The organism is Leifsonia xyli subsp. cynodontis (genome assembly GCF_050632205.1).
Classification (GTDB): domain Bacteria; phylum Actinomycetota; class Actinomycetes; order Actinomycetales; family Microbacteriaceae; genus Leifsonia; species Leifsonia xyli_D.
Genome location: NZ_CP192578.1, coordinates 1,861,460 through 1,884,412 on the forward strand (window position 1 = coordinate 1,861,460; position 22,953 = coordinate 1,884,412).

The 22,953-nt window shown below is 72.4% G+C and carries 21 protein-coding genes, 1 tRNA gene and 2 pseudogenes; 9 read left to right on the forward strand and 15 right to left on the reverse strand.

The window, feature by feature from the left end:
* Nucleotides 1-61 precede the first annotated feature (61 nt).
* The 4 genes from ACQ86M_RS09170 to ACQ86M_RS09185 are packed head-to-tail and all read right to left on the reverse strand — an operon-like array spanning nt 62 to nt 4,588.
* The gene (locus ACQ86M_RS09170) at nt 62-1,375 is read right to left on the reverse strand and encodes a D-arabinono-1,4-lactone oxidase (RefSeq protein WP_431247813.1); all 1,314 of its coding nucleotides are present in this window, start codon (nt 1,373-1,375) and stop codon (nt 62-64) included.
* The gene (locus ACQ86M_RS09175; protein WP_431247814.1) at nt 1,372-2,664 is read right to left on the reverse strand and encodes an amino acid deaminase/aldolase; all 1,293 of its coding nucleotides are present in this window, start codon (nt 2,662-2,664) and stop codon (nt 1,372-1,374) included. The genes ACQ86M_RS09170 and ACQ86M_RS09175 overlap by 4 nt, the downstream gene beginning before the upstream one ends.
* Complete coding sequence (locus ACQ86M_RS09180) at nt 2,664-3,920, reverse strand: MFS transporter (RefSeq protein ID WP_431247815.1); 1,257 nt, start codon at nt 3,918-3,920, stop codon at nt 2,664-2,666. The genes ACQ86M_RS09175 and ACQ86M_RS09180 overlap by 1 nt, the downstream gene beginning before the upstream one ends.
* Complete coding sequence (locus ACQ86M_RS09185) at nt 3,917-4,588, reverse strand: TetR/AcrR family transcriptional regulator (protein WP_431247816.1); 672 nt, start codon at nt 4,586-4,588, stop codon at nt 3,917-3,919. Before ACQ86M_RS09185 ends, ACQ86M_RS09180 begins: the two co-directional genes overlap by 4 nt.
* Nucleotides 4,589-4,778: 190 nt before the next feature.
* Here ACQ86M_RS09185 and ACQ86M_RS09190 point away from each other — a divergent pair, with 190 nt between their 5' ends.
* Nucleotides 4,779-6,809, forward strand: coding sequence for an Ig-like domain-containing protein (locus ACQ86M_RS09190; protein WP_431247817.1), 2,031 nt, complete (start codon nt 4,779-4,781; stop codon nt 6,807-6,809).
* The gene (locus ACQ86M_RS09195; RefSeq protein WP_431247818.1) at nt 6,782-7,081 is read left to right on the forward strand and encodes a hypothetical protein; all 300 of its coding nucleotides are present in this window, start codon (nt 6,782-6,784) and stop codon (nt 7,079-7,081) included. Before ACQ86M_RS09190 ends, ACQ86M_RS09195 begins: the two co-directional genes overlap by 28 nt.
* On the opposite strand, the gene ACQ86M_RS09200 is transcribed toward ACQ86M_RS09195, so the two are convergent.
* Nucleotides 7,078-7,455 carry a YchJ family protein gene (locus ACQ86M_RS09200; protein WP_431247819.1) on the reverse strand — a complete coding sequence of 126 codons (378 nt, stop codon included), beginning with the start codon at nt 7,453-7,455 and terminating at the stop codon, nt 7,078-7,080. The genes ACQ86M_RS09195 and ACQ86M_RS09200 overlap by 4 nt on opposite strands.
* 235 nt (nt 7,456-7,690) lie before the next feature.
* Nucleotides 7,691-8,017 (reverse strand): annotated as a pseudogene (locus tag ACQ86M_RS09205) (VOC family protein); the annotation flags it as partial.
* Between the two features lie 226 nt (nt 8,018-8,243).
* On the opposite strand from ACQ86M_RS09205, the gene ACQ86M_RS09210 reads away from it, so the two are divergent.
* Nucleotides 8,244-8,317: transfer RNA gene (locus tag ACQ86M_RS09210), tRNA-Leu, on the forward strand.
* A gap of 97 nt (nt 8,318-8,414) precedes the next feature.
* Here the strand turns inward: ACQ86M_RS09210 and ACQ86M_RS09215 are convergent.
* The 7 genes from ACQ86M_RS09215 to hisS form a co-directional block, all read right to left on the reverse strand.
* The gene (locus ACQ86M_RS09215) at nt 8,415-9,836 is read right to left on the reverse strand and encodes an NAD(P)/FAD-dependent oxidoreductase (RefSeq protein WP_431247820.1); all 1,422 of its coding nucleotides are present in this window, start codon (nt 9,834-9,836) and stop codon (nt 8,415-8,417) included.
* A gap of 38 nt (nt 9,837-9,874) precedes the next feature.
* Nucleotides 9,875-11,143, reverse strand: coding sequence for a S8 family serine peptidase (locus ACQ86M_RS09220; RefSeq protein ID WP_431247821.1), 1,269 nt, complete (start codon nt 11,141-11,143; stop codon nt 9,875-9,877).
* Between the two features lie 63 nt (nt 11,144-11,206).
* Nucleotides 11,207-11,698: a DUF501 domain-containing protein gene (locus tag ACQ86M_RS09225; protein WP_431247822.1), complete on the reverse strand. Its 492-nt coding sequence runs from the start codon at nt 11,696-11,698 to the stop codon at nt 11,207-11,209.
* A 29-nt stretch (nt 11,699-11,727) separates the two neighbouring features.
* The gene (locus ACQ86M_RS09230) at nt 11,728-12,246 is read right to left on the reverse strand and encodes an FtsB family cell division protein (RefSeq protein ID WP_431247823.1); all 519 of its coding nucleotides are present in this window, start codon (nt 12,244-12,246) and stop codon (nt 11,728-11,730) included.
* Nucleotides 12,247-12,368: 122 nt separating this feature from the next.
* On the reverse strand, nt 12,369-12,617 hold the full coding sequence (locus tag ACQ86M_RS09235) for a hypothetical protein (protein WP_431218417.1): 249 nt from the start codon (nt 12,615-12,617) through the stop codon (nt 12,369-12,371).
* Between the two features lie 371 nt (nt 12,618-12,988).
* Nucleotides 12,989-14,269, reverse strand: coding sequence for a phosphopyruvate hydratase (eno, locus tag ACQ86M_RS09240; RefSeq protein WP_431247824.1), 1,281 nt, complete (start codon nt 14,267-14,269; stop codon nt 12,989-12,991).
* Nucleotides 14,270-14,333: 64 nt separating this feature from the next.
* The gene (hisS, locus tag ACQ86M_RS09245; RefSeq protein WP_431247825.1) at nt 14,334-15,626 is read right to left on the reverse strand and encodes a histidine--tRNA ligase; all 1,293 of its coding nucleotides are present in this window, start codon (nt 15,624-15,626) and stop codon (nt 14,334-14,336) included.
* Between the two features lie 450 nt (nt 15,627-16,076).
* Between hisS and ACQ86M_RS09250 the strand changes: the two genes are divergently transcribed.
* Genes ACQ86M_RS09250 through ACQ86M_RS09265 form a run of 4 tightly spaced genes read left to right on the forward strand, consistent with a single transcriptional unit; the run spans nt 16,077 to nt 20,156 of the window.
* Nucleotides 16,077-17,129, forward strand: a complete 1,053-nt coding sequence (locus ACQ86M_RS09250) for an iron-siderophore ABC transporter substrate-binding protein (protein ID WP_431247826.1) — start codon at nt 16,077-16,079, stop codon at nt 17,127-17,129.
* A 6-nt stretch (nt 17,130-17,135) separates the two neighbouring features.
* On the forward strand, nt 17,136-18,206 hold the full coding sequence (locus tag ACQ86M_RS09255) for a FecCD family ABC transporter permease (RefSeq protein WP_431247827.1): 1,071 nt from the start codon (nt 17,136-17,138) through the stop codon (nt 18,204-18,206).
* Nucleotides 18,203-19,285: a FecCD family ABC transporter permease gene (locus ACQ86M_RS09260; protein WP_431247828.1), complete on the forward strand. Its 1,083-nt coding sequence runs from the start codon at nt 18,203-18,205 to the stop codon at nt 19,283-19,285. Before ACQ86M_RS09255 ends, ACQ86M_RS09260 begins: the two co-directional genes overlap by 4 nt.
* Before the next feature lies 1 nt (nt 19,286).
* Nucleotides 19,287-20,156 carry an ABC transporter ATP-binding protein gene (locus tag ACQ86M_RS09265; protein WP_431247829.1) on the forward strand — a complete coding sequence of 290 codons (870 nt, stop codon included), beginning with the start codon at nt 19,287-19,289 and terminating at the stop codon, nt 20,154-20,156.
* On the opposite strand, the gene ACQ86M_RS09270 is transcribed toward ACQ86M_RS09265, so the two are convergent.
* Together ACQ86M_RS09270 and ACQ86M_RS09275 are read right to left on the reverse strand one after the other, a co-directional pair.
* On the reverse strand, nt 20,153-20,728 hold the full coding sequence (locus ACQ86M_RS09270) for a MazG family protein (protein WP_431247830.1): 576 nt from the start codon (nt 20,726-20,728) through the stop codon (nt 20,153-20,155). The genes ACQ86M_RS09265 and ACQ86M_RS09270 overlap by 4 nt on opposite strands.
* Complete coding sequence (locus tag ACQ86M_RS09275; RefSeq protein ID WP_431247831.1) at nt 20,716-20,859, reverse strand: hypothetical protein; 144 nt, start codon at nt 20,857-20,859, stop codon at nt 20,716-20,718. Before ACQ86M_RS09275 ends, ACQ86M_RS09270 begins: the two co-directional genes overlap by 13 nt.
* Before the next feature lie 111 nt (nt 20,860-20,970).
* Between ACQ86M_RS09275 and nhaA the strand changes: the two are divergent.
* Together nhaA and ACQ86M_RS09285 are read left to right on the forward strand one after the other, a co-directional pair.
* Nucleotides 20,971-22,118, forward strand: a pseudogene (gene nhaA, locus ACQ86M_RS09280) (Na+/H+ antiporter NhaA).
* A gap of 42 nt (nt 22,119-22,160) precedes the next feature.
* Nucleotides 22,161-22,952, forward strand: a complete 792-nt coding sequence (locus ACQ86M_RS09285) for a TIGR00266 family protein (protein WP_431247832.1) — start codon at nt 22,161-22,163, stop codon at nt 22,950-22,952.
* The last annotated feature ends 1 nt before the right edge of the window (nt 22,953 follow it).

Sequence of the window (22,953 nt, forward strand, 5' to 3'; positions counted from 1 at the left end):
AGGGGCCGGGCGAGCGGAGCGGCCGGGCGAGCGGAGGGGGAGCCGAGGGGCGCGGCGGCGGCTACGGGCCCAGGACGCGGCGGAGGTAGGCGTTCTCGAAGCGGCGGCCGGGGTCGAGGCGGTCGCGCACCGCGAGGAAGTCGTCGAACCGGGGGTACACCGTCCGCAGCGCGTCCGCATCCCGGGTGTGCAGCTTGCCCCAGTGCGGCCGTCCGTCGTGGGCGACCATGATCTCCTCGACCGCCCGGAAGTACTCGCGGTGGTCCTCGCGGTAGTACCGGTGCACGGCGATGTACCCGCTCTCGCGTCCGTACGCCGTCGACAGCCAGTTCTCGTCGGCGGCCGCGCTGCGCACCTCGATCGGGAACGAGATCCGCCAGCCGCGCCGCTCGATCAGCGCCTTCACTTCGGCGAGCGCCGCCGGCACGGCCTCCCGGGGCAGCGCGTACTCCATCTCGCGGAAGCGCACCGTCCGGTTGGTGACGTACACACGGGGTGCGAGGTCCGTGAAGTCCCGGTTGCCGGTCAGCCGCTGCGCGAGCCGGCTGAACGGCGGGATGACGGCGGGCGCGACGGTGCCGAGCGCGCAGACCCCGCGGTAGACGCGGTTGGCGAGCAGTTCGTCGTCCACCCAGCGTCCCGTGCGCGACAACGGCTTGCGCTCGGCGGCGAGCGGGAGCCGCGTGTTCGTCTTGGTCAGCGCCGTCTCGGTGTGCGGGAACCAGTAGAACTCGAAGTGGTCCGCCTCCGACGACCGGGCGAGGTACGAGTCCATCGTCTGCTGCAGCGGTTCCGGACGCTCGACCGCCTGCAGCAGGTAGGCGGGCACGCACTGCAGGGTCAGGTCGACGATCACCCCGAGCGCCCCGAGTCCGACGCGAGCGGCGGGCAGCAGCTCGGCGTTCTGCGTCTCGTCGATCCGCAGCAGCTCTCCCTCGCCCGTGACGAGCGTCAGCCCGACGATCTGCGTGGCGAGGCCGCCGAAGGACCCGCCGGTGCCGTGGGTTCCGGTCGAGGTCGCTCCCGCGATCGACTGACGGTCGATGTCGCCCATGTTCTCGAGTCCCAGCCCGTGCGGGCGCAGCAGCGCGGGGAGTTGATGGAGGCGCGTCCCGGCGGCCAGCGTGACCCGCCCGCGCTCCAGGTCGATGTCGACGATTCCGCTGAGGTCGTCCAGGTCGAGCTGGACGCCCGGAGCCACCGCGATCCCGGTGAAGCTGTGTCCCGCGCCGACCGGCTTGATGCGCATGCCCTTCTGCGCCGCCGCCTGCACCGCGCGCTGCACCGCCTCGGCCGTCGCGGGCCGCTCGACGCGCTGCGGCCGGACCGCCTCGGTGCGTGCCCAGTTGCGCCAGAGACCGCCCGCCGCGGTCACAGGAACACCTTCCCCTCGCCGCGGTAGGTCGGCGCCTCGCCGACGACCTGCGGGCGGCCGTCCACCGTGTCCACCAGGAGGAACGCATCCACGTGCTCGCTGAGCTCGCCCGACTTGGTGTGCCGCAGCCACACCCGGTCGCCGACGCGCAGCACGCCTGCGGCCGCACCGGTCAGCGGGGTCTGCACCTCGCCCGCCATCTCGCGGCCGACCATCGTGAGCCCGGTCGGCCACTCCACCTTCGGCAGCCGGTCGGGCCCGGGCGGCCCGGAGGCGATCCAGCCCCCGCCGAGCAGCACCGCGGTCTCGGCGTTGGGCCGTCGCACGATCGAGAGGGCGAAGGATGCGGCCGGCGCCGGGCGGAACGACCGGTACGTGTCGAACAGGTGCCCGCCGAACAGCCCGCTGCCGGCGGCGATCTCGGTGACGGACTCGTCCGACGCGGTGAACTCGAGCGAACCGGTCCCGCCGCCGTTCACGAACTCGAGGTCGGCGACCTTCCGCACCGCGGCGACCGCCTCGCCGCGCCGCTGGAGCAGCTCCTCCCGCGAGTTCTTCTGCACCCAGCGCAGCGTCGCACCCCACGCCGGCTTGCCGGCCGGATTGTCGCCCTGGCCCGCGATCTGCGCCTCGTAGCCCATCATGCCGACCAGGGCGAAGCCGGCCCGCCGGTCGATGGCCTCCGCCACCTCGCGGACCGCGGAGGCCGTGTACAGCGGCGAGCGGAACACCCCGATGTGCCCGAGCACCGGTGCCATCCACGAGGAGTCGAGCTCCAGGCAGAGCCGGATGGTCTCCCGCTGGGCGGGCGGCACCACCGCGTCGATGAAGTCCAGGTGAGCGACGGAGTCGACCATCAGGGTCACCCGCGACGCCAGCTCCGGAGACGCGGCGAGGCGGCGCAGGGCCGCCCGGTCCGCCGTCGGGTAGCCGACCACGACGTCCTCGATCGGCGGGTGGCCGGCGTCGCCCTCGGCCAGCCAGAGCGCCTCGGGCAGGGTGTACGCGAGCACGCCGGCATACCCCGGCAGCGCGAGCACCGCATCCAGCACCGACCGGACGCGCACCGACTTGGAGGCGACCCGGATGGCCTTCCGCGGTCCGCCGGACGGCGCCGACGCCCGCCGCAGCATGTCGTGCGCGTTGTGCCGGAGCGCCGGGAGGTGCAGCACCGCGAGCGGCGGGTCCAGCCGCGCGGTCGCCGCGGAGAGGGACGGCCAGAAGACGTCGGGCGTCGTCCAGGTGCGCTCGGCCGCGACCGGAGGGGTGGAGAGGTCGAGGACGGTCACTAGCGCACCGCTTTCACTCGGGCGACCGCGAGCGCACCCGCGAACGCGAACAGGGCGGACAGGACGAACAGGCCGGCGAACCCGCCGAGGGCCGCCACGATCAGGGCGCCGAAGAGGGGCGCGACGGCCTGGGGCACCGCGAGGGCGATGTTCATGATGCCGAGGTCCTTGCCGCGGGTCTCGGGGTCGGGCAGCACCTGCGTGGCGAGGGCCTGATCCACGCTGAGGAAGCACCCGTAGCCGATCCCGAGCAGCGCGGCGGCGACGAAGGCGACGGACAGCTCTGGCACGAAGCCGAGCAGCAGAGCGGCGACGCCCTGAACGGCGGACGACACGAACACGAAGGCCTTGCGGCGACCCAGGCGGTCCGACAGCCGGCCGAGCACCAGGGAGGCGACGATCACGAAGACCATGTAGATGAGGATGAGGACGAGCAGGTCGTCGTCGGCGTGCGGGTCGCGCAGGCCGAACTCGAGGAAGTACAGCAGCAGCGAGGTCCCGAACGCGTTGCCGAAGTTGACGAGCACGCGGCTGAGCAGCGTCCAGCCGAAGTCCGGATGCGCGCGCGGGCTGATCCACAGCCCCTCGATGACGCTGCGGAACGTCATCGGCTCGCGCAGGTCCCGCGGCAGCACCGCGTCCGGCAGGAAGAGGAACGGCAGCACGAGCAGCAGCAGGAGCACGGCCATGGCGGTGTACCCGAACACCGCGCCGGCGAAGACGTAGGTGACGAGCGCGACGCCGAGGATGATGCCGATCGCCTGGGGCGCGCTGATCCACCCGCTGACGTAACCGCGCTGGTCGACCGGCACCTGGTCGCTGATCGTCGCGGTCAGTGCGGCGGTCAGGATGCAGAACCCGGTGAGCGCGAGCGACCAGAACACGCCCATCCCGACGATCGTCGTCTGCAGCCCGAGGAGCACGAGGGAGGCGGCGAAGACGACGGCGCCGGCGGCGATCCACGGACGGCGGCGGCCGAACCGGCTGACGGTGCGGTCCGAGAGCGCGCCGGTCAGCGGGTACGCGATGATCGCGCAGACGCCCGAGATGCCGGAGATCACGCCGAACGCGATGACGTTGTCCACCCAGGCGGTCGTGTTCAGCTGCGTCTGGACCTGATCGGGCAGCAGCCTCTGGATGGGCGCGAGCTGAGCCATCCACACGCCGAGCCAGGCGACGGCGAAGGCGGCGATCCAGCGCCCGGGGACCTTGCGGACCGGTTCGGCGAAGACGGCCGGGGTCGTGGTGTTCGTCATCGTTGCCTCGCGTTCAGAGCGGGTGCGGCGGGTGCGGCGGGTGCGGTCGGTGCGGTCGGTGCGGTCGCGGGGGCCGTCAGGGCGGCGAGCGCGTCGGCGGCGACGTCCATGATGGCGGCGGCCGCGGCGTCGTCGCGCGTGACCAGCCAGGCGACCGTGAGGCCGTCGGTGAAGGAGACGAGGATGCGCGCCACCTCGTCGAGCGGACGCATCCACTCGCTCCCGGTGAGCCGCGCCGCGTCGGCCGCGGCCTGCGCCGCCACCTCGTGGTAGCGGGCGTACTGCCGCCGGGCGAGGGGTTCGAACCCCGGCTCGCGGAGCGCCCACTGGGTCAGCTCGAGCATGGCCTTCTCGCGGTCGGGGTCGGCGCGGACCCCGTCGAAGTAGTGCTGCAGGCCCGCGCGGAGCGCGTCGCGCATCCCCATGCCGTCGGCCGGCCCGGCGAGCACCGGGGCGAGGTCGCGCTGCTCGCTCTCGACCGCGGCGTCGATCAGTTGCGCCATGAGCTCGTCGCGTGAGGCGAAGACGTAGTGGAAGCTGGCCAGCGGCATGCCCGCCTCGGCCACGATGCGCCGGGTGCTGGCGGCCGCGACACCGTCGCGCGCGACGACCCGCAGCGCGGCCTGCACCAGCGCCGTGCGCCGGTCCGCCACCGGGATGCGCGTCATCCGGACTCCTGAGGTTCCGCCGCGCCTCGTCGCGCGGGAGAAAGTGGGACAGTCGACCCAGATGACAGTATGCCGCAAATCGTCGCATTCGTTTGACAGAGACGGCCCACACCCCCTGGAATGGGGTGGAATGCGGGGATTTACGAGCGACGTTTCACCACCAGTCCGGCCACGGGGGTCGATCGGACTGGTGTCTTTCGCGTCCGTCGCCGCCCTCGCCGCACTGGTGCTCAGCGCCGCCGGCCTGATCGGGGATGCACCTCCCGCAGCAGCCGCCCGCGGCACCGCACCCCTCGTCGTCTCCGCACCGACGCAGTCCGCAACCGGCATCCGCGCCCCCGCCACAGCAGGCACCAGCACAGCAGGCACCAGCACAGCAGGCACCGCAACTGCTCCGGCATCCGCCGCACCGTCGGCCCCCGCACCCGCCGACACTACGACGCCGTCGAGCACCCCGTCCCCGACGCCGACCGCGCAGCCGCTCACCCTCGACCGCCTGCCCTCCGGGCTCGTGACCGTCTTCCCCGTGGCGGTCTCCGGTCACGGCACGCCCGGCGACACCGTGGACGTCTCCGGCGGCTCGTCACCCGGCGCTGCGGAGAGCTGCTCGACGACGGTCCGGGCGGACGGACGCTGGAGCTGCGGTCTGGCCACGCTCCCCGACGGCTCGGGCGTTCCCGTGCGGGCCGAGGCCCGGTCGGGCGCCGCGGTGAGCTCGCGCGTGCAGGTGCTGCACCCTCCCGTGATCGCCGGCTCGGGCGTCGTCTCGACCACGGGCGGCGTGCGCGGTTCCGCCTACCCCGGTGCGCGGGTGACGGTCACCGCCGACAGCGGCGCGAGCTGCACCTTCCCCGCCGATTCGAGCGGCAGCTGGGGGTGCGTGCTGAGCGGCGCCCTCGGCGACGGCCGCCACACCGTCACGGCGACCCAGGTGGCGGACTTCTCCTCGCAACGATCCGCGGCGAGCGCGCCTGCCACCCTCCAGGTCGACCGCACGGCACCGGGCGCCCCGTCGATCTCCGCGCCGACCGGAGGCTCGGCGCAGCCGGGTGCCCCGGTCTCGTTCGCCGGTGCCGGCGAGACCGGCGCGCATGTGACGCTCTACGCATCCACCCCGCAGGGCACCACGGTGGTGTGCACCGCCACCGTGTCCGCCGGCGCCTGGGCATGCCAGGGTTCGCTCGCCGCCGGCGACTACACGCTGTCCGCACTGCAGCGGGACGCCGCCGGCAACGTGAGCGCCGGCAGCAACACCGTGGCACTCAGCGTCGCCGTGGCTGGAGCGCCCGCCGCGGCGCCCGCGCCGACCCGCGAACCCGTCCCCACCCCGTCCCCGTCGTCTCCGACGCCCGCGCCGGCGTCGCCGGGGGCCGCACCGCCCACCGGCCCGACGCCTCCGGACACGCGGGGGTGGGTGGATGCGCCGTTCACCACCGCCTCCGCGCCCGCCGTCTCCGCGGCCGCCCTGCCCGACTGGATGCGCTCGGTCGGGCTGGCGGTCGCCGCCCTGCTGCTGCTCGTGCTCCCGGCCCGCCTGCTCACGGCCTCCCTCGCCCGTGCCCGCGCGGACCGCGCCCGAGGAGCCGCACGCACCTCCGTCTTCGGGCGCAACCGGCCCCGGTCGGACGTCTCTGACGCGTCCGCGCTCTTCGGCCGGACGCCGGGCAGGGCGGGAACGGAGCGGGACACTGTCGGCGGCGGTGCTGCCGGGACGGGCGGCGCCGGTGCTGCCGCATCCGGCATCGCATCCGGCCGGCTCTCGCTCGGGGCCACCGCCGGCGCCGGCCTCGCTGCCGTACTCCTCGTCACCCTCTCCGCCCCCGTGCCGGACGCCGGAACGTACCCGAGCGTGCTGCTCGCCGTCGCCCTCGCGGTCGCCGTCGTGAACGCCGTCTGGGTGCTCGCCGGTCGCGGGCTGGCCGTCCACCTGCACCTCGCCGCCCCGCGGGTGATCCTCCGCCCGGGCCTGCTCATCGTGGTGGCCGTCGCGGCGATCGGCTCCCGCCTGCTCGGCCTCTCCCCGCGCTGCTGTTCGCGCTGGTGCTCGGCCTCGCGCTCGGTCCGCACGCGGGCCGTGTGCGCCGCGGCCGCATCGCCGCCGTGCAGGTCTCCGCCGTCGCCGCCCTCGGGGTGCTGGCCTGGCTGGCGCTGGGCCTGCTCGGAGCGCCGCACGACGCGTTCAGCGCATTCCTCGTGGAGTTGGTCAACGCCCTGGCGCTGACCGGCATCGGGTCGGCCGCCGTGATGCTGCTCCCGCTCGGCGGGCTGGCCGGTCGCGCCATCGTGCAGTGGTCGCGCTGGCTGTGGGGCGGTCTCAGCCTGGTGGTCTACACAGTGCTGTTCGCGCTCCTGTTGCCGATCGCCTCCCTCGTCGAACGCGGAGTCGGGCTCATCGTCATCATCGGTCTCGCCGTCGGCTTCGCCGCCGCCAGCGTCGCGGTCTGGCTGTGGGAGCGGTTCGTCGCGCCGGCGCTCGACCGCACCGTTCCTTAGGTGCCGGGCACCGCGTCCAGGTAGAACCAGTCCCGGCCCTCGCGGACGAACCTCGAGACTTCGTGCTGGCTCCCCCGCTGGTCCCCCCTGTAGTGCGCGATGAACTCCACGACGCCGTCACGGTCGAAGGGCCCGCCGCGCTCGGTCCGCTCGATGTCGAGCCGGTACCAGCGCAGGCCCGGATCGAGCTCCAGCTCGGCGGGGCGCGTGGACGGATGCCAGCTGCGCAGCAGGTACGCCGCATCGCCGAGGGCGAAGGCGCTGAACCGCGAGCGCATCAGCCGTTCCGCCGTGGGGGCCGGCTCCCCGCGATGGAGCGGGCCGCAGCAGGCGTCGTAGGTCTCGCCGCTGAGGCAGGGGCACCGGGTTGTCACCCGTCGAGCCTATCCGGGCGTCCCGCCGGAAGCGCCCGGGCACAGGAAGACCCGGCCGGTGGCCGCGTCGGGGGATCTCGGGCACCGGCCGGGTCAGGGACACCTCACCAGAAAGGGTGTCGACACCACTGTGGGGCATAAGAGTGGAGAAGCGCTTCGGATGCCCTGAGGGTGTTCGCAGACGCCCCCGCCGGTCACGGGGCGGCGGCCGCCTCCCCGCGTCGACGACGCAGAAGCGGTTGCCGTCGGGGTCCGCCAGCACGACGTAGTCCGCGCCTTCCTCGTACTCCCACTCGACGTGCGACGCCCCGAGCCCGACCACCCGCTCGACCTCGGCCGCCTGGTCGGACGCGTACAGGTCGAGGTGATGCCGCGGGCTCGGGTTGGTCTCGCTGCCCACGAGCTTCAGCGCCAGCTGCACGCCCCTGCCCTCCGCCGGCTCCAGCAGCGCCCAGTCCACATCGGGCTCGTACTGCGGCCGGTAGCCGAGGGCGGCGGTCCAGAAGGCGACCGCCCGGGGGATGTCGCGCACGCCCCACACGATGGATCCGATCCTGATCATGCCCACCACCCTCGGCCGGTTCGCCACGCATGGCAAGTGTTCCGACGGTGTAGCGTTGAGCCCATGGAAGGTCTGCTCATCGGTTTCATCTGGCTCGTCATCATCGTCGGAGGCGGCATCGCCACGGCGGCGATCGTGCAGATGATCAAGTCGCCGTACCGCGACCGCTAGAGCCGACCGCGCCCGTCGCCGCCGCTGTCTCCGTCACTGGCGAGCCGCCGGCTCCGCCCCCATAGCCCAATCGGTAGAGGCAGGCGACTTAAACTCGCTCGAGTGTGGGTTCGAGTCCCACTGGGGGTACTCCGGCCTGACTATCGCTCTGCCGCATGCGCGGCTCGCACACACGCCGAAGGCCCGGCCCCTTACGGGACCGGGCCTTCTGCGTTGCCTTCGGACGCTACTTCGCGGAGACCTCCGCGGGCTGCTTCGTCGCGGGCTCGGCCTTCTTGCGGGCCGGGGCCTTCTTCGCGGGCTCCGCCGGAGCCGCGGCCTCGACGGCCGGCTTCGGGCGGGCGGCGAACTCCTCGAAGTTGGCGCGCGGGTTCTGGATGGCCTCGAGCGACACGATGTCGCGGCCGAGCCACACGTTGTTCCACCAGCCCCACAGCACGCGCCACTTGCGCTCCCACGACGGCATCGCCAGGCCGTGGTAACCGCGGTGCGCGGCCCAGCCGAGGAAGCCCTTGATCGCGATCTTGCCGGACTGCAGCACGCCGATGCCGACGCCCAGGCCGGCGACCGCGCCGAGGCTCTTGTGGTAGTACTGGCGCGGCAGCTCACCGCGCAGGGAGGCGACGATGTTCTTCGCGAGCAGCTTGCCCTGACGCACGGCGTGCTGGGCGTTCGGCACGCAGTAGCCGCCGACGCCGGCGCCGGTCAGGTCGGGGACGGCGGACACGTCGCCCGCGCCCCACGCATCCTGGATGATCTCGTCCTCCGTGCCCACGCGCAGGTCGGCGCGGACGCGCAGACGGCCGCGCTCCTCGATCGGGAGGTCGGTGTGACGGACGATCGTCGGGTTCGCCATCACACCGGCGGTCCAGACGATGAGGTCGGTCTCGAAGCTCTCGCCGGTGGACAGCTGCACGACGCCGTCGACCGCGCTCTGCAGCTGCGTGTCAAGGTGGATCTGCGCCCCACGCTCGGCGAGGTTCTTGATCACCCAGTGGCTGGTCGGGAGCGACACCTCCGGCATGATCCGGCCCATGGCCTCGATCAGGTGGAAGTGCGTGTCCTCGAAGGCGATCTCCGGGTAGCGCTTCAGCAGCGCGCTCGCGAACGACCGCAGCTCGGCGAAGATCTCGATGCCGGCGAAGCCGCCGCCGACGACCACCACAGTGAGGAGGCGGTCGCGCTCCGGGCCGGCCGGCATCCCGGCGGCCTTGTCGAAGTTGGTGAGGATGCGGTCGCGGATGTACACGGCCTCCTCGATGTTCTTGAGGCCCACGGCCTGGTCGGCGACGCCCGGGATCGGGAACGTGCGCGACACGGCGCCGGCGGTGACCACCACGATGTCGTACTCGAACTCGTACGCCTCGCCGATCGGCGGCTGGATGGTGGCGACCTTGCGCGCGTGGTCGACGTAGGTGACCTTGGCGGTGATGATGTTGGTCGTCTTGAGGTGGCGGCGGTGCGCGACCACGGCGTGACGGGGCTCGATGGAGCCGGCCGCGACCTCAGGGAGGAACGGCTGGTACGTCATGTAGGGCAGCGGGTCGACCATGGTGACCTCGGCCTCGCCCGGGCGGAGCTGCTTCTCGAGCTTCCACGCGGTGTAGAAGCCGGCGTATCCGCCGCCGACGATCAGGATTTTGGGCACAGTGATGCGTCTCCTCAACACGAAAGTTTGGGCCTACATTACTCCTTGCTGCGCATTCGCCTGAAATGCGACGACACACCGGCCGCGCCGAGGGCGACGAGGACGAGGAAGCCGGCGATCAGAGCGAATGGAAGCCAGAAAGCGGTGAGGACGCTCCATTGCGGCCAGAAGATCTGACTCCATGGTAGCGCGCGTTCGGGAGCCAGCTTCTTCGGAGCGGGAACCGCCTGCGCGCCGCCGCCCTGCGCGGGCGGCGCCGGGGCAGACGGGGACTGGGCCCGGCGGTGGAGGCGGATCCAGTCTCCGAGGTCGCCCATGGGGTTCGCGGTCACATGGGGGACATCCGTGGTGACCGCGGCGGCCGCATCCAGCAGCCCGTACCCGTAGATCGGGCTCGGGACCGTGCCGCCGGCGGGCTTGGCGGTGCGGATGACGCGCTCGATCACATCCGGCGCCTTCAGTTCGGGATGCGCGGCGCGCACCAGCGCGACGGCTCCCGAGACCAGCGGGGTCGCGCCGCTGGTGCCCGCCCACTGCACGTAGCCTCCGCCCGGGCTGGCTCCGACGAGCTGCTCGCTGGGCGCGGAGACGCCGATCGTGATGCCCTGCGCCGAGGCGTCGAAGCTGGCCTTGCCCGCCCGGTCGACGCCCGCGACCGTCAGGACGCCCGGGATGGTGGCTGGCGCCCCGACCTCGCTCGTGCCGCTCCCCCGGTTGCCCGCGGCCGCCACGACCACGACGTCGTGCGCGAAGGCGTACTGGAACGCGTCGTCCCAGCTGGCCGGCCAGTCGAGCGTGTTGCGGGTGAGCGACATGTTGATGACGGAGGCCCCGCTGTCGACGGCCCAGCGCACGGCGTCGGCGATCTGCTCGTCGCTGCCGACCGGTCCCATCGCCTTGCCGAGGGCGACGGAGACGGTGAGGATGCTCGCCTCGGGCGCCGCGCCCAGCACGCCGCTCTGTGCGCCCGTTCCGCGCCCCGCGAGCAGCGAGGCCACCCACGTCCCGTGGTTGGCGCTCTCGCCGTCGCCGAGCGGTCTCTGACCGTTGGCCGCACCGACGGTCGACACGTCGGTGCCGCCCACGACGGCTCCGGCCAGATCCGGGACGGAGCCGTCCACACCGGTGTCGATGACGGCGACCTTCACGCCGGCGCCGCGCGTCGTCTTCCAGGCCTGCGAGAAGCCGTAGTCGTTCAGCCAGTACTCCAGGTCGCGCACCTGATCGGCGCGCGCAGGGGTCGCGGGCACGATCGCGGCCGCGAGGGCGACGGCTGCGACGGAGAGCGTCGCGGCAAGGCGCCGCATCCTGTCGCCCATCCTGCTCCCCCGTGCCGTTCGTGCGTGCCCGTGCCGCTGTGCGTCGCCCGGTCAGTCCTCGACGTGGATGCGGCACTCGCAGACCTGGGGCGACCAGTCGCCGCGGGCGAGCGCCAGGTCGCCGATCGGGTTCACGCCGGGACCGGCGGCGAGCGCGTGCGCCGCCAACGCGTGCAGGCACTTCACCCGCGAGGGCATGCCGCCGGCCGAGATGCCGGCGATCTCGTCCACCACCGCGATCGACTCGCGGTCGGCGAGGTACTGTGCGTGCGCTTCGCCGTACTTCGCGCTGATGTCGTCGTCCGATGCGAGCAGCTCGTTGTACTCGTTCATGACCTGGGTGGCCTCGAGCGCGGACATCGCCGCCGTCGCCGCCGGGTGCGTCAGGTAGTAGAAGGTCGGGAACGGGGTCCCGTCGTCCAGGCGCGGAGCCGTCGACACGACGGTGGGGCGGCCGCACACGCACCGGGCGGCGATGCCGACGACGTTGCGCGCGGGGCGGCCGAGCTGCTCGGAGACGACCGCGATGTCCTCGTCGGTCACGGGCTCGAAGGGGGTCTGGTCATGCTGGCTTACTTGGTCGGGGCGGGATTCGGGGTGGCGGGCGCGGGGGTCCCGCTCAGCTGCTGGGGCGTGGCGTCGGTGAGGCCGGCGCCCATGAACGAGCCGAAGAGCGAGCCGACCCAGTCGGTCTGCGTCTTCTGCAGGCGGGAGCTCACCGGCGCGGTGTCCTGCTTGGCGGCCGGCGGCCGGTCGTCGACGACGAGGTAGCTGACCTCGCCGGGAAGGACGTAGTAGAGGCGGTCGCGGGCCTGCGCGCGCAGGTAGCTAGGGTCGTTCCAGCGCGCGCGCTGGTCCTTCAGCGTATCCACCTGGGCGGCCAGCCGCTCCACCGCGTGCTGCTGGTCGGAGATCTGCTGCCGCTGCGCGAGGAACGACTGCACGGTCGGCGCCAGGATGACGACGGCCATCACGAGCACGCCCATCATGACGAGCGAGAACGCCGAGAAGTGGAGCTGGCGGAGCCAGTGCCCGGTGCCGGTCGGACGCGACATCCGGACCGGGACGCGGCGCGTGCGCGGCTTCGCCATGGGCCCTCCCGGTGTCGTCTCGCGTCGGTCGTCTCGCGCGCTGGTCGGGGCCGGTCGGCCCCCTCTCATCGTAGGCGATGTCCGGTCCCCCGCCCTCGGCGCGACGGGGTGTCGGGATGCGCTCAGCCGGCGCTCAGGACGGCGACCAGCCGGACGATCCCCACCGCCGCGAGCGCGCCGCCGCCCACCACGAACACCGCGCCGAGCGCGCGCGCATCCCGGGCGCGGAACCGTTTGCGCGCATCCCCATCCGCGAAGAACGCGACCGCGCGCTCGGGCCGCAGTAGGAAGAACCCGCCGAGCACGGCGAACAGCACCGCGAGCGCCACGAACAGCGCCAGCGGAACGATCTCGCTCCCCGCCTGGACCATCCCCCCATTCTGCCGCGCCGCCGGTCCCTCCGGCTGCGCTTGCGTACGCGAGCGCGCCGACCGGTGACTCGACGTCCCGATCGCCGCCGAATGGTGAGCAGATGTCGCAACTCGGCGGGTGCCGTTCACCCGCGCACGCGCCCGCGCCGGCCGAGTCGTGAGTCGTTGCCGGAATCCGCGCCGAGCGGTGAGCACATGTCGCAACTCGGCGAACGTGCCTCCCCGCCGACACACGCCCATACGCCCAGTGGTGAGTCGTTGCCGGAATCCTCGCCGAGTGGTGAGCAGATGTCGCTTCTCGGCGGGACGCGGAACGGCCCCCGGGGACGGGTCCCCGGGGGCCGGATGGCGCGGTGCGCGTGCGGCGCGCGCTACGCGGTGAAGCGCGGGAAGGCGGTGCGGCCGGCGTAAACGGCCGCGTCGCCCAGCTCCTCCTCGATACGGAGCAGCTGGTTGTACTTGGCGACGCGCTCGGAACGGGCCGGGGCGCCGGTCTTGATCTGGCCGGCGTTGGTGGCGACGGCGAGGTCGGCGATCGTCGTGTCCTCGGTCTCGCCGGAGCGGTGCGAGAGCACGGCGGTCATCCCGCTGCGCTGGGCGAGCGACACGGCGTCCAGCGTCTCGGTCAGGGTGCCGATCTGGTTCACCTTGACGAGGATGCTGTTGCCGGCGTGCTTGGCGATGCCCTGCGCGAGGCGCTTCGGGTTGGTGACGAACAGGTCGTCGCCGACCAGCTGCAGCTTGGTGCCGAGCTGCTCGGTGAGGTGCGCCCAGCCGTCCCAGTCGTCCTCGGCCAGCGGGTCTTCGATCGACACCAGCGGGTAATTGGCGGCGAGCTCCTGGTAGTAGGCGCTCATCTGCTCGGAGGTGCGCTCCTGGCCTTCGAAGCGGTAGGAGCCGTTCTCGAAGAACTCGGTGGAGGCCACGTCGAGGCCGAGCGCGATGTCGCGGCCCACGGTGAAGCCGGCCTTCTCGATCGCCTCGGAGATGAGGTCGAGTGCGGCGCGGTTGTTCTCGAGCTCGGGGGCGAAGCCGCCCTCATCACCGAGGCCCGTGTTGAGGCCCTTCGACTTCAGCAGCGCCTTGAGCGAGTGGTAGGTCTCGACGCCCCAGCGGAGGCCCTCGGAGTAGGTCTCGGCGCCGAGCGGCAGGACCATGAACTCCTGGATGTCGACGCCGGTGTCGGCGTGAGCGCCGCCGTTGATGATGTTCATCATCGGGACGGGCAGGATGTGCGCGTTGGGGCCGCCGACGTAGCGGAAGAGGGGCAGGTCGGCCGAGTCGGCCGCGGCCTTCGCGACTGCGAGGCTGACGCCGAGGATGGCGTTGGCGCCGACGCGCTTCTTGTTGTCGGTGCCGTCGAGGTCGATGAGCGCCTCGTCGACCAGCCGCTGGTCGGAGGCCTCGAAGCCCTCGATCGCCGGGCCGAGCTCGTCGAGCACCGCATCCACGGCCTTGAGCACGCCCTTGCCCTGGTAGCGCTCCTTGTCGCCGTCTCGCAGCTCGTAGGCCTCGAACGCACCGGTGGATGCGCCGGACGGGACCGCGGCGCGGCTGACCGTGCCGTCCTCGAGGAGCACCTCGACCTCGACGGTCGGGTTTCCGCGCGAGTCTAAGATCTCGCGAGCGCCTACAGCTTCGATTGCAGCCACAACTGTCTCCTTGCGTGGTTTTTCGTGGGATTCCGAAGTCAGTCTAGTGACGCGGCGGAACGCGTCAGTCCAGCGTCTTGACCTCAAGCGCAGACGCGTCGGCCGTGCCGGGGTCGACGAACGCGAAGGAGCGGAAGCCGGACGCGGCCGCGCGGTCGAGCACGGCCTTCAGGTTCTTCGCCCGGCGGTCGAGGCGGACACGGGCTCCGCCGGCGATCAGCTGCGACTTGATCGCGAGCAGGCGATCGAGCGGGACGGCCGGGTCGTAGACCAGCACGACCGACTCCTGCGCCGCATCCTCCGGCAGCTCGATGAGGTCGACGACCCGCTCGAACCCGATGGAGAAGCCGGCCGCCGGGACGTCGGTGCCGAGGAAGCGGCCGATCATGCCGTCGTAGCGCCCGCCGCCGCCGACCGAGCTGCCGGAGCCGGGGTGCGCGATCTCGAAGATGGTGCCCGTGTAGTACCCCATGCCGCGCACGAGCGTGGGGTCGAACCGCAGGCTGACGCCCGGCGGCAGCGTGTCGAGCGCGTGGGCGAGGGCTTCCAGGTCGGCGACCGCGTCGGTGTCCATCCCGTCGGGCAGGATGGCGCTGATCGCCTCGACCGTCAGCTCCACTCCGCCGTCGGCGAGGTGCGGCTCGAGGTCGGCCAGGATACCGCCGAGCACCGCGGCCGCGTCCGCTCCGCCTTCGGCCAGCTCGGCCACGACGCCCTCGGCGCCGATCTTGTCGAGCTTGTCGATCGAGATCAGCACCTGGGGCCAGCGGGCCTCGTCGAAGCCGCAGTACTCGAGCAGGCCGTTGAGGATGCGGCGGTCGTTGATGCGGATCGTGCAGTCGGTGAGGCCCAGTGCCTCGAGGGCAGCAGCGGTCGCCGTGATGAGCTCCACCTCGGCCAGCTGCGTCGGCTCGCCGATGATGTCGATGTCGCACTGCACGAACTGGCGATAGCGGCCCTTCTGCGGCCGTTCCGCCCGCCAGACCGGCGCGATCTGGATGCTGCGGAACACCGGCGGCAGCTCGCCCCGGTGCGAGGCGTAGAACCGGGCGAGGGGCACGGTCAGGTCGAAGCGGAGGCCCAGGTCGGAGAGGCCGAGCAGGTCGCCGGAGTCGATCGCCGCGGTGAGGTCGTCGCCGTCGAGCCCCCGCTTCAGGATGCTGAACGACAGCTTCTCGTTGTCGCCGCCGAGACCCGAGTGGAGGCGCGCGACATCTTCGACCACCGGCGTCTCGATCTCGTCGAACCCATGCGCCGCGAAGCTGCGGCGGATCACCCCGAGCGCATGCTCGCGGCGCGCCTTCTCGGCCGGGAGGAAGTCGCGCATGCCGCGGGGCGGGGTGATCGGTGAGGCCATGCGTCGATTCTTCCATGAAGCGATATAGGGAACCTCGCGCGCGGGAATCCGTGGACAACTCATCGACGGACGCCTCTGTGGACGGAAACGCGGGGATGGTGCCGCACCTCACGCGAGCGTAGCCTGATCGCGTAGCCACCCTGATGCCGCGCGAGCAGCGCGGTTCGGTGGCGTCCTCCCAGGAGGACCTGGCATGAGTCGCATCCGTCCGACCACGACGCCTGCTCGCTGCCAGACATCGGTCGGCAGCGCGCCCGCTGGAGGCCAGGAGCGCGCCAGGAGGCGCCTCACCCGAATGGCGATCGGCATCCGGGCGGACGCGCTGCCGGCCCTGCGCGCCCGCTCGCCGCGGCGATCCCGTCACGTTGACGGTTACAGAGATTAGGTTAGGCTTGCCTAATACGGGCCATTGAGCCCGAAGAACCCTGACCCGCCCTCCCGAGGAGAACCATGCTCTCTGCCCCTCGCGCCGCCCGCCGGTCGCGCCTCGCCCTGATCGCCTCCGCCGCTGTCGCCTCCGCCGCCCTGCTGCTCACCGGCTGCAGCGCCGGCGGCTCCGGCGGGCAGACCACGGCGAAGGACGCCTCCGGGAGCTTCCCCGTCACCGTGGAGAGCGCACTCGGCTCGTCGACGATCGAGAAGAAGCCAACGCGCATCGCGACCTGGGGATGGGGCGCGCAGGACATCGTGCTGGCGCTCGGCATCGTGCCGGTCGCGATGCCGGAGTTCACCTACGGCGGCAACACGGACGGCGTGCTCCCCTGGGACGCGGACCGCATCGAGGAGCTGAAAGGCACGACCCCGCAGCTGCTCGACGCCGCCTCCGGCGAGGTGCCGTTCGAGCAGTTCGTCCAGGCGAAGCCCGACGTGATCCTGGCCCCCTACTCCGGCCTGACGCAGGCGGAGTTCGACACTCTCAGCAAGATCGCCCCGGTGGTCGCCTACCCCGAGAAGCCGTGGGCGACGAGCTGGCGCGACCAGACGGCGATCGTCGGCAAGGCCCTGGGCCTCACGAAGGAGGCTGACGCCCTGGTGACCAAGACCGAGGACCAGGTGGACGCGCTCGCCGCGAAGTACCCGGTGCTCACGGACAAGACCTTCTTCTACGCGGCAGCCAACGAGCCCGGCAAGCTGAACGTCTACCGCGCAGAGGACCCGCGCGTTCAGCTCCTCGGCGATCTGGGGCTGAAGACCTCCCCCAGCATCGAGTCCCTCGACGCGTCCAAGGGCGACGGCAGCTTCTACTACCAGCTGAGCAACGAGAACCTCTCGAAGATCGACACCGACCTGCTGGTCATGTACTTCGACAAGCAGGCGTCGGTGGATGCGTTCACCTCCGACCCTCTGGTGGCCGCCATGCCGGCCATCAAGGAGGGCCGCTTCGCCCCGATCGTGGGCGAGTCGTTCGTCGCGGCGACGAGCGCACCGAGCGTGCTCAGCATCCCGTGGATGCTCGACCGCTACGTGCCCGAGCTCGCCAAGGCCGCGGACGCGGTGAAGTAGCGGCGCATGCGTTCGAGCGTCGTCATCCCGGTCGCCGGGCGGGCGGGGAGTGGCGGTGCGCCGTCCCCTCTGCCCCGGCGGCGCCGGCGTCTGCTGGCGGGCGTCGTGGCGGCCGTCGTGCTGCTCGCGCTTCTCTGCGTCCTGAGCCTGATGGTCGGCGCGCGGACCATCGCGCCGGCGGACGTGCTCCACGCCCTGACGCACTACTCCCGGTCGGATGCGGACGCCCTGGTCGTCGTGGACAGCCGGCTCCCCCGCACCTTGCTCGGAATCGCCGCGGGCCTGGGGCTCGGGCTCGCCGGGGCCGTCATGCAGGGGCTCTCGCGCAACCCGCTGGCCGATCCGGGAATCCTGGGCGTGAACTTCGGCGCCTCCCTGGCGGTCGTGGTGGCCATCGCGTTCCTGGGCGTGGCGGCGCCGTCGGGCTACCTGTGGTTCGCGTTCGCCGGAGCGGCGCTCGCCTCGGCCCTGGTGTACGCGGTGTCGTCGCTCGGCCGGGAGGGCGCCACGCCTGTGAAGCTGGCTATCGCCGGAGCGGCGGTCTCCGCCGCGCTCGGTTCCCTGATCACCGCGGTGCAGCTGACCAGCCGGGTGTCACTGGATGCGATGCGCTTCTGGCAGGTCGGCTCGCTCGCCGGTCGCGGGTTCGGCATCCTCTGGCAGATCCTGCCCACGCTCGCCGCGGGCGCGGTTCTGGCGCTGGCGCTCGGGCGGCTGCTGAACGGTCTCGCCCTCGGCGACGACGTGGCCCGGGGGCTCGGGCAGCGCGTCGGCGTCACGCGGGCGCTGTGCGGGGTGGCGGTCGTGCTGCTGTGCGGCTCCGCGACGGCGGCCGTCGGCCCGATCGCGTTCGCCGGACTCATCGTGCCGCACATCGCCCGCCGGATCGTCGGGGCGGATTACCGCTGGATCCTCGCGTACTCGGCGCTGATCGCGCCGTCGCTGCTGCTCGGGTGCGACATCCTGGGCCGCGTCATCGCGCCGCCCGGCGAGCTGCAGGTGGGCGTGGTGCTCGCCTTCGTGGGGGCGCCGGTGTTCATCACGCTGGTGCGCCGCCGGCGGGTGGTGGGCCTGTGAGCGGGCGGGATGCGGCGCCGGCCGTCGCGAGCGAGGCCGTGGCGCAAGGAGAGGTCATCGCTGCCGTGCGCCACGACCGCCGCACGGGCCGCTCACGACTCGCGCGCGTCTCCGCACTGCTCGCCCTGCTCCTCGTCATCGTCGCCGCCGTCTCCCTCACGCTCGGCGCCGCCTCGGTCGCCCCGCTGGATGTGCTGGCCGCCCTGGCCGGACGCGCCGACCGCCTGACGTCGTTCGTCATCCTGGAGCTGCGCCTCCCGCGCCTCGTCGCCGGGGCTCTCGTCGGCGCCTGCCTCGGGCTCTCGGGCGCGCTCATCCAATCGGTCGCCCGCAATCCGCTGGCGAGTCCCGACATCATCGGCATCACCGCGGCGGCGAGCGCGACCGGTTCCGTCGCGCTCCTCTGGTTCGGGCTGACGGGACTGGCCCTTTCCGCGGTGGTGCTCGGCGGCACCCTCGCGGCGGCCGCCCTCATCTACGTGCTCGCGTGGCGGCGCGGCGTCAGCGGCTACCGCTTCGTGCTGGTCGGGATCGGCGTCGCCGCGTTCTGCGGAGGGCTCGTCTCGTACGTCCTCACCCGCGCCGACGTGCGGGATGTGCAGCAGGCCCTGGTCTGGATCACCGGCAGCCTCAACGCCGTCGACCCGGCGGCGCTGCTGGTTCTGGCGGTGGGGACGGCCGTGCTGGTCCCCTGCGCGCTGGTCGCCGGGCGTCCGCTCGGCGCGCTGTCGCTGGGCGACGACCTCGCCGCCGGGCTCGGCGTGCGGCCGGAGCGGACCCGTCTCGCCGTCGTCGCCGTCGCCGTCGCGCTGGCTGCCATCGCCGTCGCGGTCGCAGGGCCCGTGTCGTTCGTCGCGTTCCTCGCGGCGCCGATCGCGCGCCGGCTGATCGGGCGGGGGTCGCTCGCGCTGCTGCCGTCCGCCCTGCTCGGCGCGCTCATCCTCGTCGTCTCGGACATCGCGGCGCAGTTCGCGATCCCGGGCGTCGTGCTGCCCGTCGGTGTGGTCACCGGCATCGTGGGCGCTCCGTATCTTCTCTGGCTGCTCGCCAGGACCAACCGCGTGGGCCGTGGAGGCTGACATGACATCCGACGCATCATCCGCACCGGTGGCCGGCGAGGCCGCCGCGACCGCCGCGACCGCCGCCGCGACCTCCGCACCGCCCGAGCTCGCCGCCCGGCAGCTGTCGCTCGCCTACGACGGCCGCGTCGTCGTGCAGGGCCTCGACCTCGACATCCCCGCCGGCCGGGTGACGGCCATCGTCGGCCCGAACGCCTGCGGCAAGTCGACGCTGCTGCGCGGCCTGGCGCGACTACTGCCGCCCGCCTCGGGCGCCGTGCTCCTCGACGGAGCGGACATCCACGGGCTGCCGACGAAGCGCGTGGCGCAGCGGCTCGGGCTGCTGCCGCAGACGCCGACCGCGCCCGACGGCATCACGGTCGCCGACCTGGTCGCGCGCGGCCGCTACCCGCACCAGGGCTGGTTCCGGCGGTGGACGGCCGACGACGACGAGGCCGTCGCCGAGGCGATGACGGCGACCGGGATCGACGACCTGGCGGACCGGCCGGTGGACGAGCTCTCGGGCGGCCAGCGGCAGCGGGTGTGGATCGCGATGGCGCTCGCCCAGCGCACCGACATCCTGCTGCTGGATGAGCCGACCACCTTCCTCGACCTGAGCCACCAGCTCGAGGTGCTCGACCTCCTGATCGACCTCAACGCCGCCCGCGGCACGACGGTCGTGATGGTGCTGCACGACCTCAACTTCGCCGCCCGCTACGCCGGGCACCTGGTCGCGATGCGCGCCGGGTCCGTGGTGGCCGCCGGCGACCCGGCCACCGTCGTCACCGCCGACCTCGTCCGTGAGGTGTTCGGGGTGGAGTCGATGGTCGCCGACGACCCGGTGACCGGCACCCCGCTGGTGGTCCCGCTCGGGCGGCACCACACGCGCTAGGCCGGGTCGGCCGCGGATTCCGCCTCGCGGATCTCCCCCTGCAGGTCGCGGAGCGTCGAGCGCAGAGCCCGTTCCGCATCCAGCCCCTGCGCCTTCGCGGACGCCACGATCGCCAGCAGCAGCGGCCCGAGCTCGTCCTCACTGCCGACCTGGATGCCGCCCGGCTCCTGCAGGTCGACCACCCCGACCTTCTCTGCGCGGCCGAGCAGCTTGTCTGCCAGCGCCAGCGAGGGCATGCCCTGCGGGATGCCGTCGAGCACGCTCGTCCGGCCCGGCTTCTCCTGCTTCTTCAGTTCGTCCCAGAAGCCGACCACGTCGTCCGCGGTCTCCGCCGTGCGGGCGTCGGCGGCGGCGCGATCGCCGAAGACGTGCGGATGACGGCCGACCATCTTCGCGGTCATGTGGGCGGCCACATCCTGGATGTCGAAGTCCTCGCCCGGCGTATGCGCGGCGATGTCGGCGTGGAAGAGCACCTGGTAGAGCACGTCGCCCAGCTCCTCCAGCAGCTCGTCACGGTCGCCCGTCTCGATGGCGTCGATGAGCTCGTACGTCTCCTCGATCAGGTACTGCACCAGCGACTCGTGCGTCTGGTCGGCATCCCAGGGGCAACCCCCGGGGCGCGGAGGCACTCCATCACGGCCACGAGCTCGTCCAGCTTCGTCGCCGCCTCCGGCACCACCGCCGCACCGACTGTCTCGCCCATGCCGACCTCCTCGCTCTACGCTTCATCCATCCTGCCACCGGCTAGAGTCGTAAGCGGTGTGCCGGGAAGTCTGGTCGGCGTCGATTTCCCCGACCCCAGATTGGTGACCGAATGAGCCTCATCCGATCCGAACGCACCGCCGCCGGCCTCCTGCTCGGCGCCGCCGCCCTCGGCCTCCTGCTGGCGAACACCCCGCTCGGCCCCGCGCTGCTCGATGTGCAGCACGCACATCTCGGCGCCGGCCCGCTGGACCTGAGCGTCGGGCACTGGATCAGCGACGGGCTCCTCGCGGTCTTCTTCTTCATCGTCGCCGTGGAGCTCAAGCACGAGCTCGTCGTCGGCGAGCTCAACAGCCTGCAGAAGGCGATCCACCCGGCCATCGCCGCGGTCGCAGGCGTGATCGTGCCGGCCGGGATCTACCTGGCGTTGACCGCGGGCACGGACGTGAGCCAGGGATGGCCGATCCCGACCGCGACCGACATCGCCTTCGCGCTCGGCGTGCTGGCCGTCTTCGGCCGCGGCCTTCCGAACCGGCTGCGGGTCTTCCTGCTCGCCCTCGCTGTGCTCGACGACCTCATCGCCATCGTGATCATCGCCGTCTTCTTCACGCAGGATCCGAACCTGCTGGAGCTCGCGCTGGCCGCGGTCACGGTCACCCTGTTCGGGCTGCTCAGCCGCCTGCTGCGCGGGCGGCTCCGCTGGCCAATCGGAATCCTCATGGTGCTGCTCGCGGCGCTCACCTGGTGGCTGGTCTACGACTCGGGCGTGCACGCGACCATCGCCGGCGTCGCCCTCGGCCTCGTGATGGCGCGCCGGCCGGCGGGGCGGGTGACGCACGCGCTCGAGCCCTGGTCGAACGGGCTGATCCTGCCCCTGTTCGCGTTCTCGGCGGCCCTGGTGCCCATCCCGCAGGTGGCGCCGTCGCAGCTCTCCCCGCGTTCTGGGCGATCCTGGTCGCGCTGCCGGTCGGCAAGCTCGTCGGCATCACGCTGGGTGGATGGTTGGGCTCGTTCACGAAGAAGGGTCCCGACCGAGGGCGGATCTCGCTGTTCAGCCTGGTGACGATCGCCGCGCTCGGCGGCATCGGGTTCACCGTGTCGCTGCTCATGAACGAGCTGGCGTTCTCCCGGTCGGAGGATGTGCGCGCCGAGGGAACGCTCGCCGTGCTGCTCGGCTCGGCCGTCGCGATCGTCGTGTCGGGATTCCTCGTCTCGGCGCTCGCCCGTCGCAACCGCCGGCTGCATCCGCACTCGCGGTGACCGCAATCGGGGAGCCTGATCCGGCGCATCTAAGGTGACGGCATGTCCAATTTCACCGTTCTCCCTGATTCCGGCTCCTCCCGCGCGTTCAACTACCGCGTCGACTACCGCCCCGCGTTCTCCATGGCCAGCCTCGACCTCGCTCCCGGGCAGACCGTGGCGACGCAGGCCGGCGCCATGGTGTCGATGTCGCCCGGCGTGGAGCTGTCCTCGCAGCTCGACGGCGGCGTGATGGGCGCGCTGAAGCGGTCGGTCGCGGGCCGCTCCGCCTTCGTCTCGCGCTTTACCGCCACGGCCGGCGCCGGCGAGCTGACCCTCGCACCCGCCGCCCCCGGCGACCTGGTTCCGCTCCACCTCGCCAGCGGCACCTACAACATCGCCGCGGCCTCGTACCTCGCCAGCGAGCCCTCCCTCGACATCGACACGAAGTGGGGCGGGATGAGCGGCTTCTTCGGCAGCGACAGCCTCTTCGTCATGCGAGTCGCCGGTGAGGGCGTGCTCCTGCTCACCGCCTTCGGCTCGCTGCACGAGAAGCGCCTTGCGCCGGGCGAGCGCCACATCATCGACACCGGCCACGTGGTGGCCTGGGATTCGGGCATGGAGGTGCACATCCAGAAGGCGACGAAGAGCCTCTTCCGCTCCTTCACCTCGGGCGAGATGCTGGTGGCCGAGTTCACCGGCCCGGGCACGGTGCTGATGCAGACGCGGAACCTGCAGGCGTTCGTCGGCGCGATGCGCCCCTTCATGGGCGCGGGTGCGGGCGGCGGGGCCGGTGCCGGCGAGGTCGTCGGCGCCGGCGTGGCCGGAGGCCTGCTCGGCGGCCTCCTGTCGTAAG

Bases quoted from the DNA above. Each gene is read 5' to 3' on its own strand.
- ACQ86M_RS09180 (WP_431247815.1), bottom strand. From the start codon at position 3,920: ATGACGAACACCACGACCCCGGCCGTCTTCGCCGAACCGGTCCGCAAG.
- ACQ86M_RS09185 (WP_431247816.1), bottom strand. From the start codon at position 4,588: ATGACGCGCATCCCGGTGGCGGACCGGCGCACGGCGCTGGTGCAGGCC.
- ACQ86M_RS09220 (WP_431247821.1), bottom strand. From the start codon at position 11,143: ATGCGGCGCCTTGCCGCGACGCTCTCCGTCGCAGCCGTCGCCCTCGCG.
- ACQ86M_RS09230 (WP_431247823.1), bottom strand. From the start codon at position 12,246: ATGGCGAAGCCGCGCACGCGCCGCGTCCCGGTCCGGATGTCGCGTCCG.
- ACQ86M_RS09235 (WP_431218417.1), bottom strand. From the start codon at position 12,617: ATGGTCCAGGCGGGGAGCGAGATCGTTCCGCTGGCGCTGTTCGTGGCG.
- hisS (WP_431247825.1), bottom strand. From the start codon at position 15,626: ATGGCCTCACCGATCACCCCGCCCCGCGGCATGCGCGACTTCCTCCCG.
- ACQ86M_RS09250 (WP_431247826.1), top strand. From the start codon at position 16,077: ATGCTCTCTGCCCCTCGCGCCGCCCGCCGGTCGCGCCTCGCCCTGATC.
- ACQ86M_RS09255 (WP_431247827.1), top strand. From the start codon at position 17,136: ATGCGTTCGAGCGTCGTCATCCCGGTCGCCGGGCGGGCGGGGAGTGGC.
- ACQ86M_RS09265 (WP_431247829.1), top strand. From the start codon at position 19,287: ATGACATCCGACGCATCATCCGCACCGGTGGCCGGCGAGGCCGCCGCG.
- ACQ86M_RS09275 (WP_431247831.1), bottom strand. From the start codon at position 20,859: ATGGGCGAGACAGTCGGTGCGGCGGTGGTGCCGGAGGCGGCGACGAAG.
- ACQ86M_RS09285 (WP_431247832.1), top strand. From the start codon at position 22,161: ATGTCCAATTTCACCGTTCTCCCTGATTCCGGCTCCTCCCGCGCGTTC.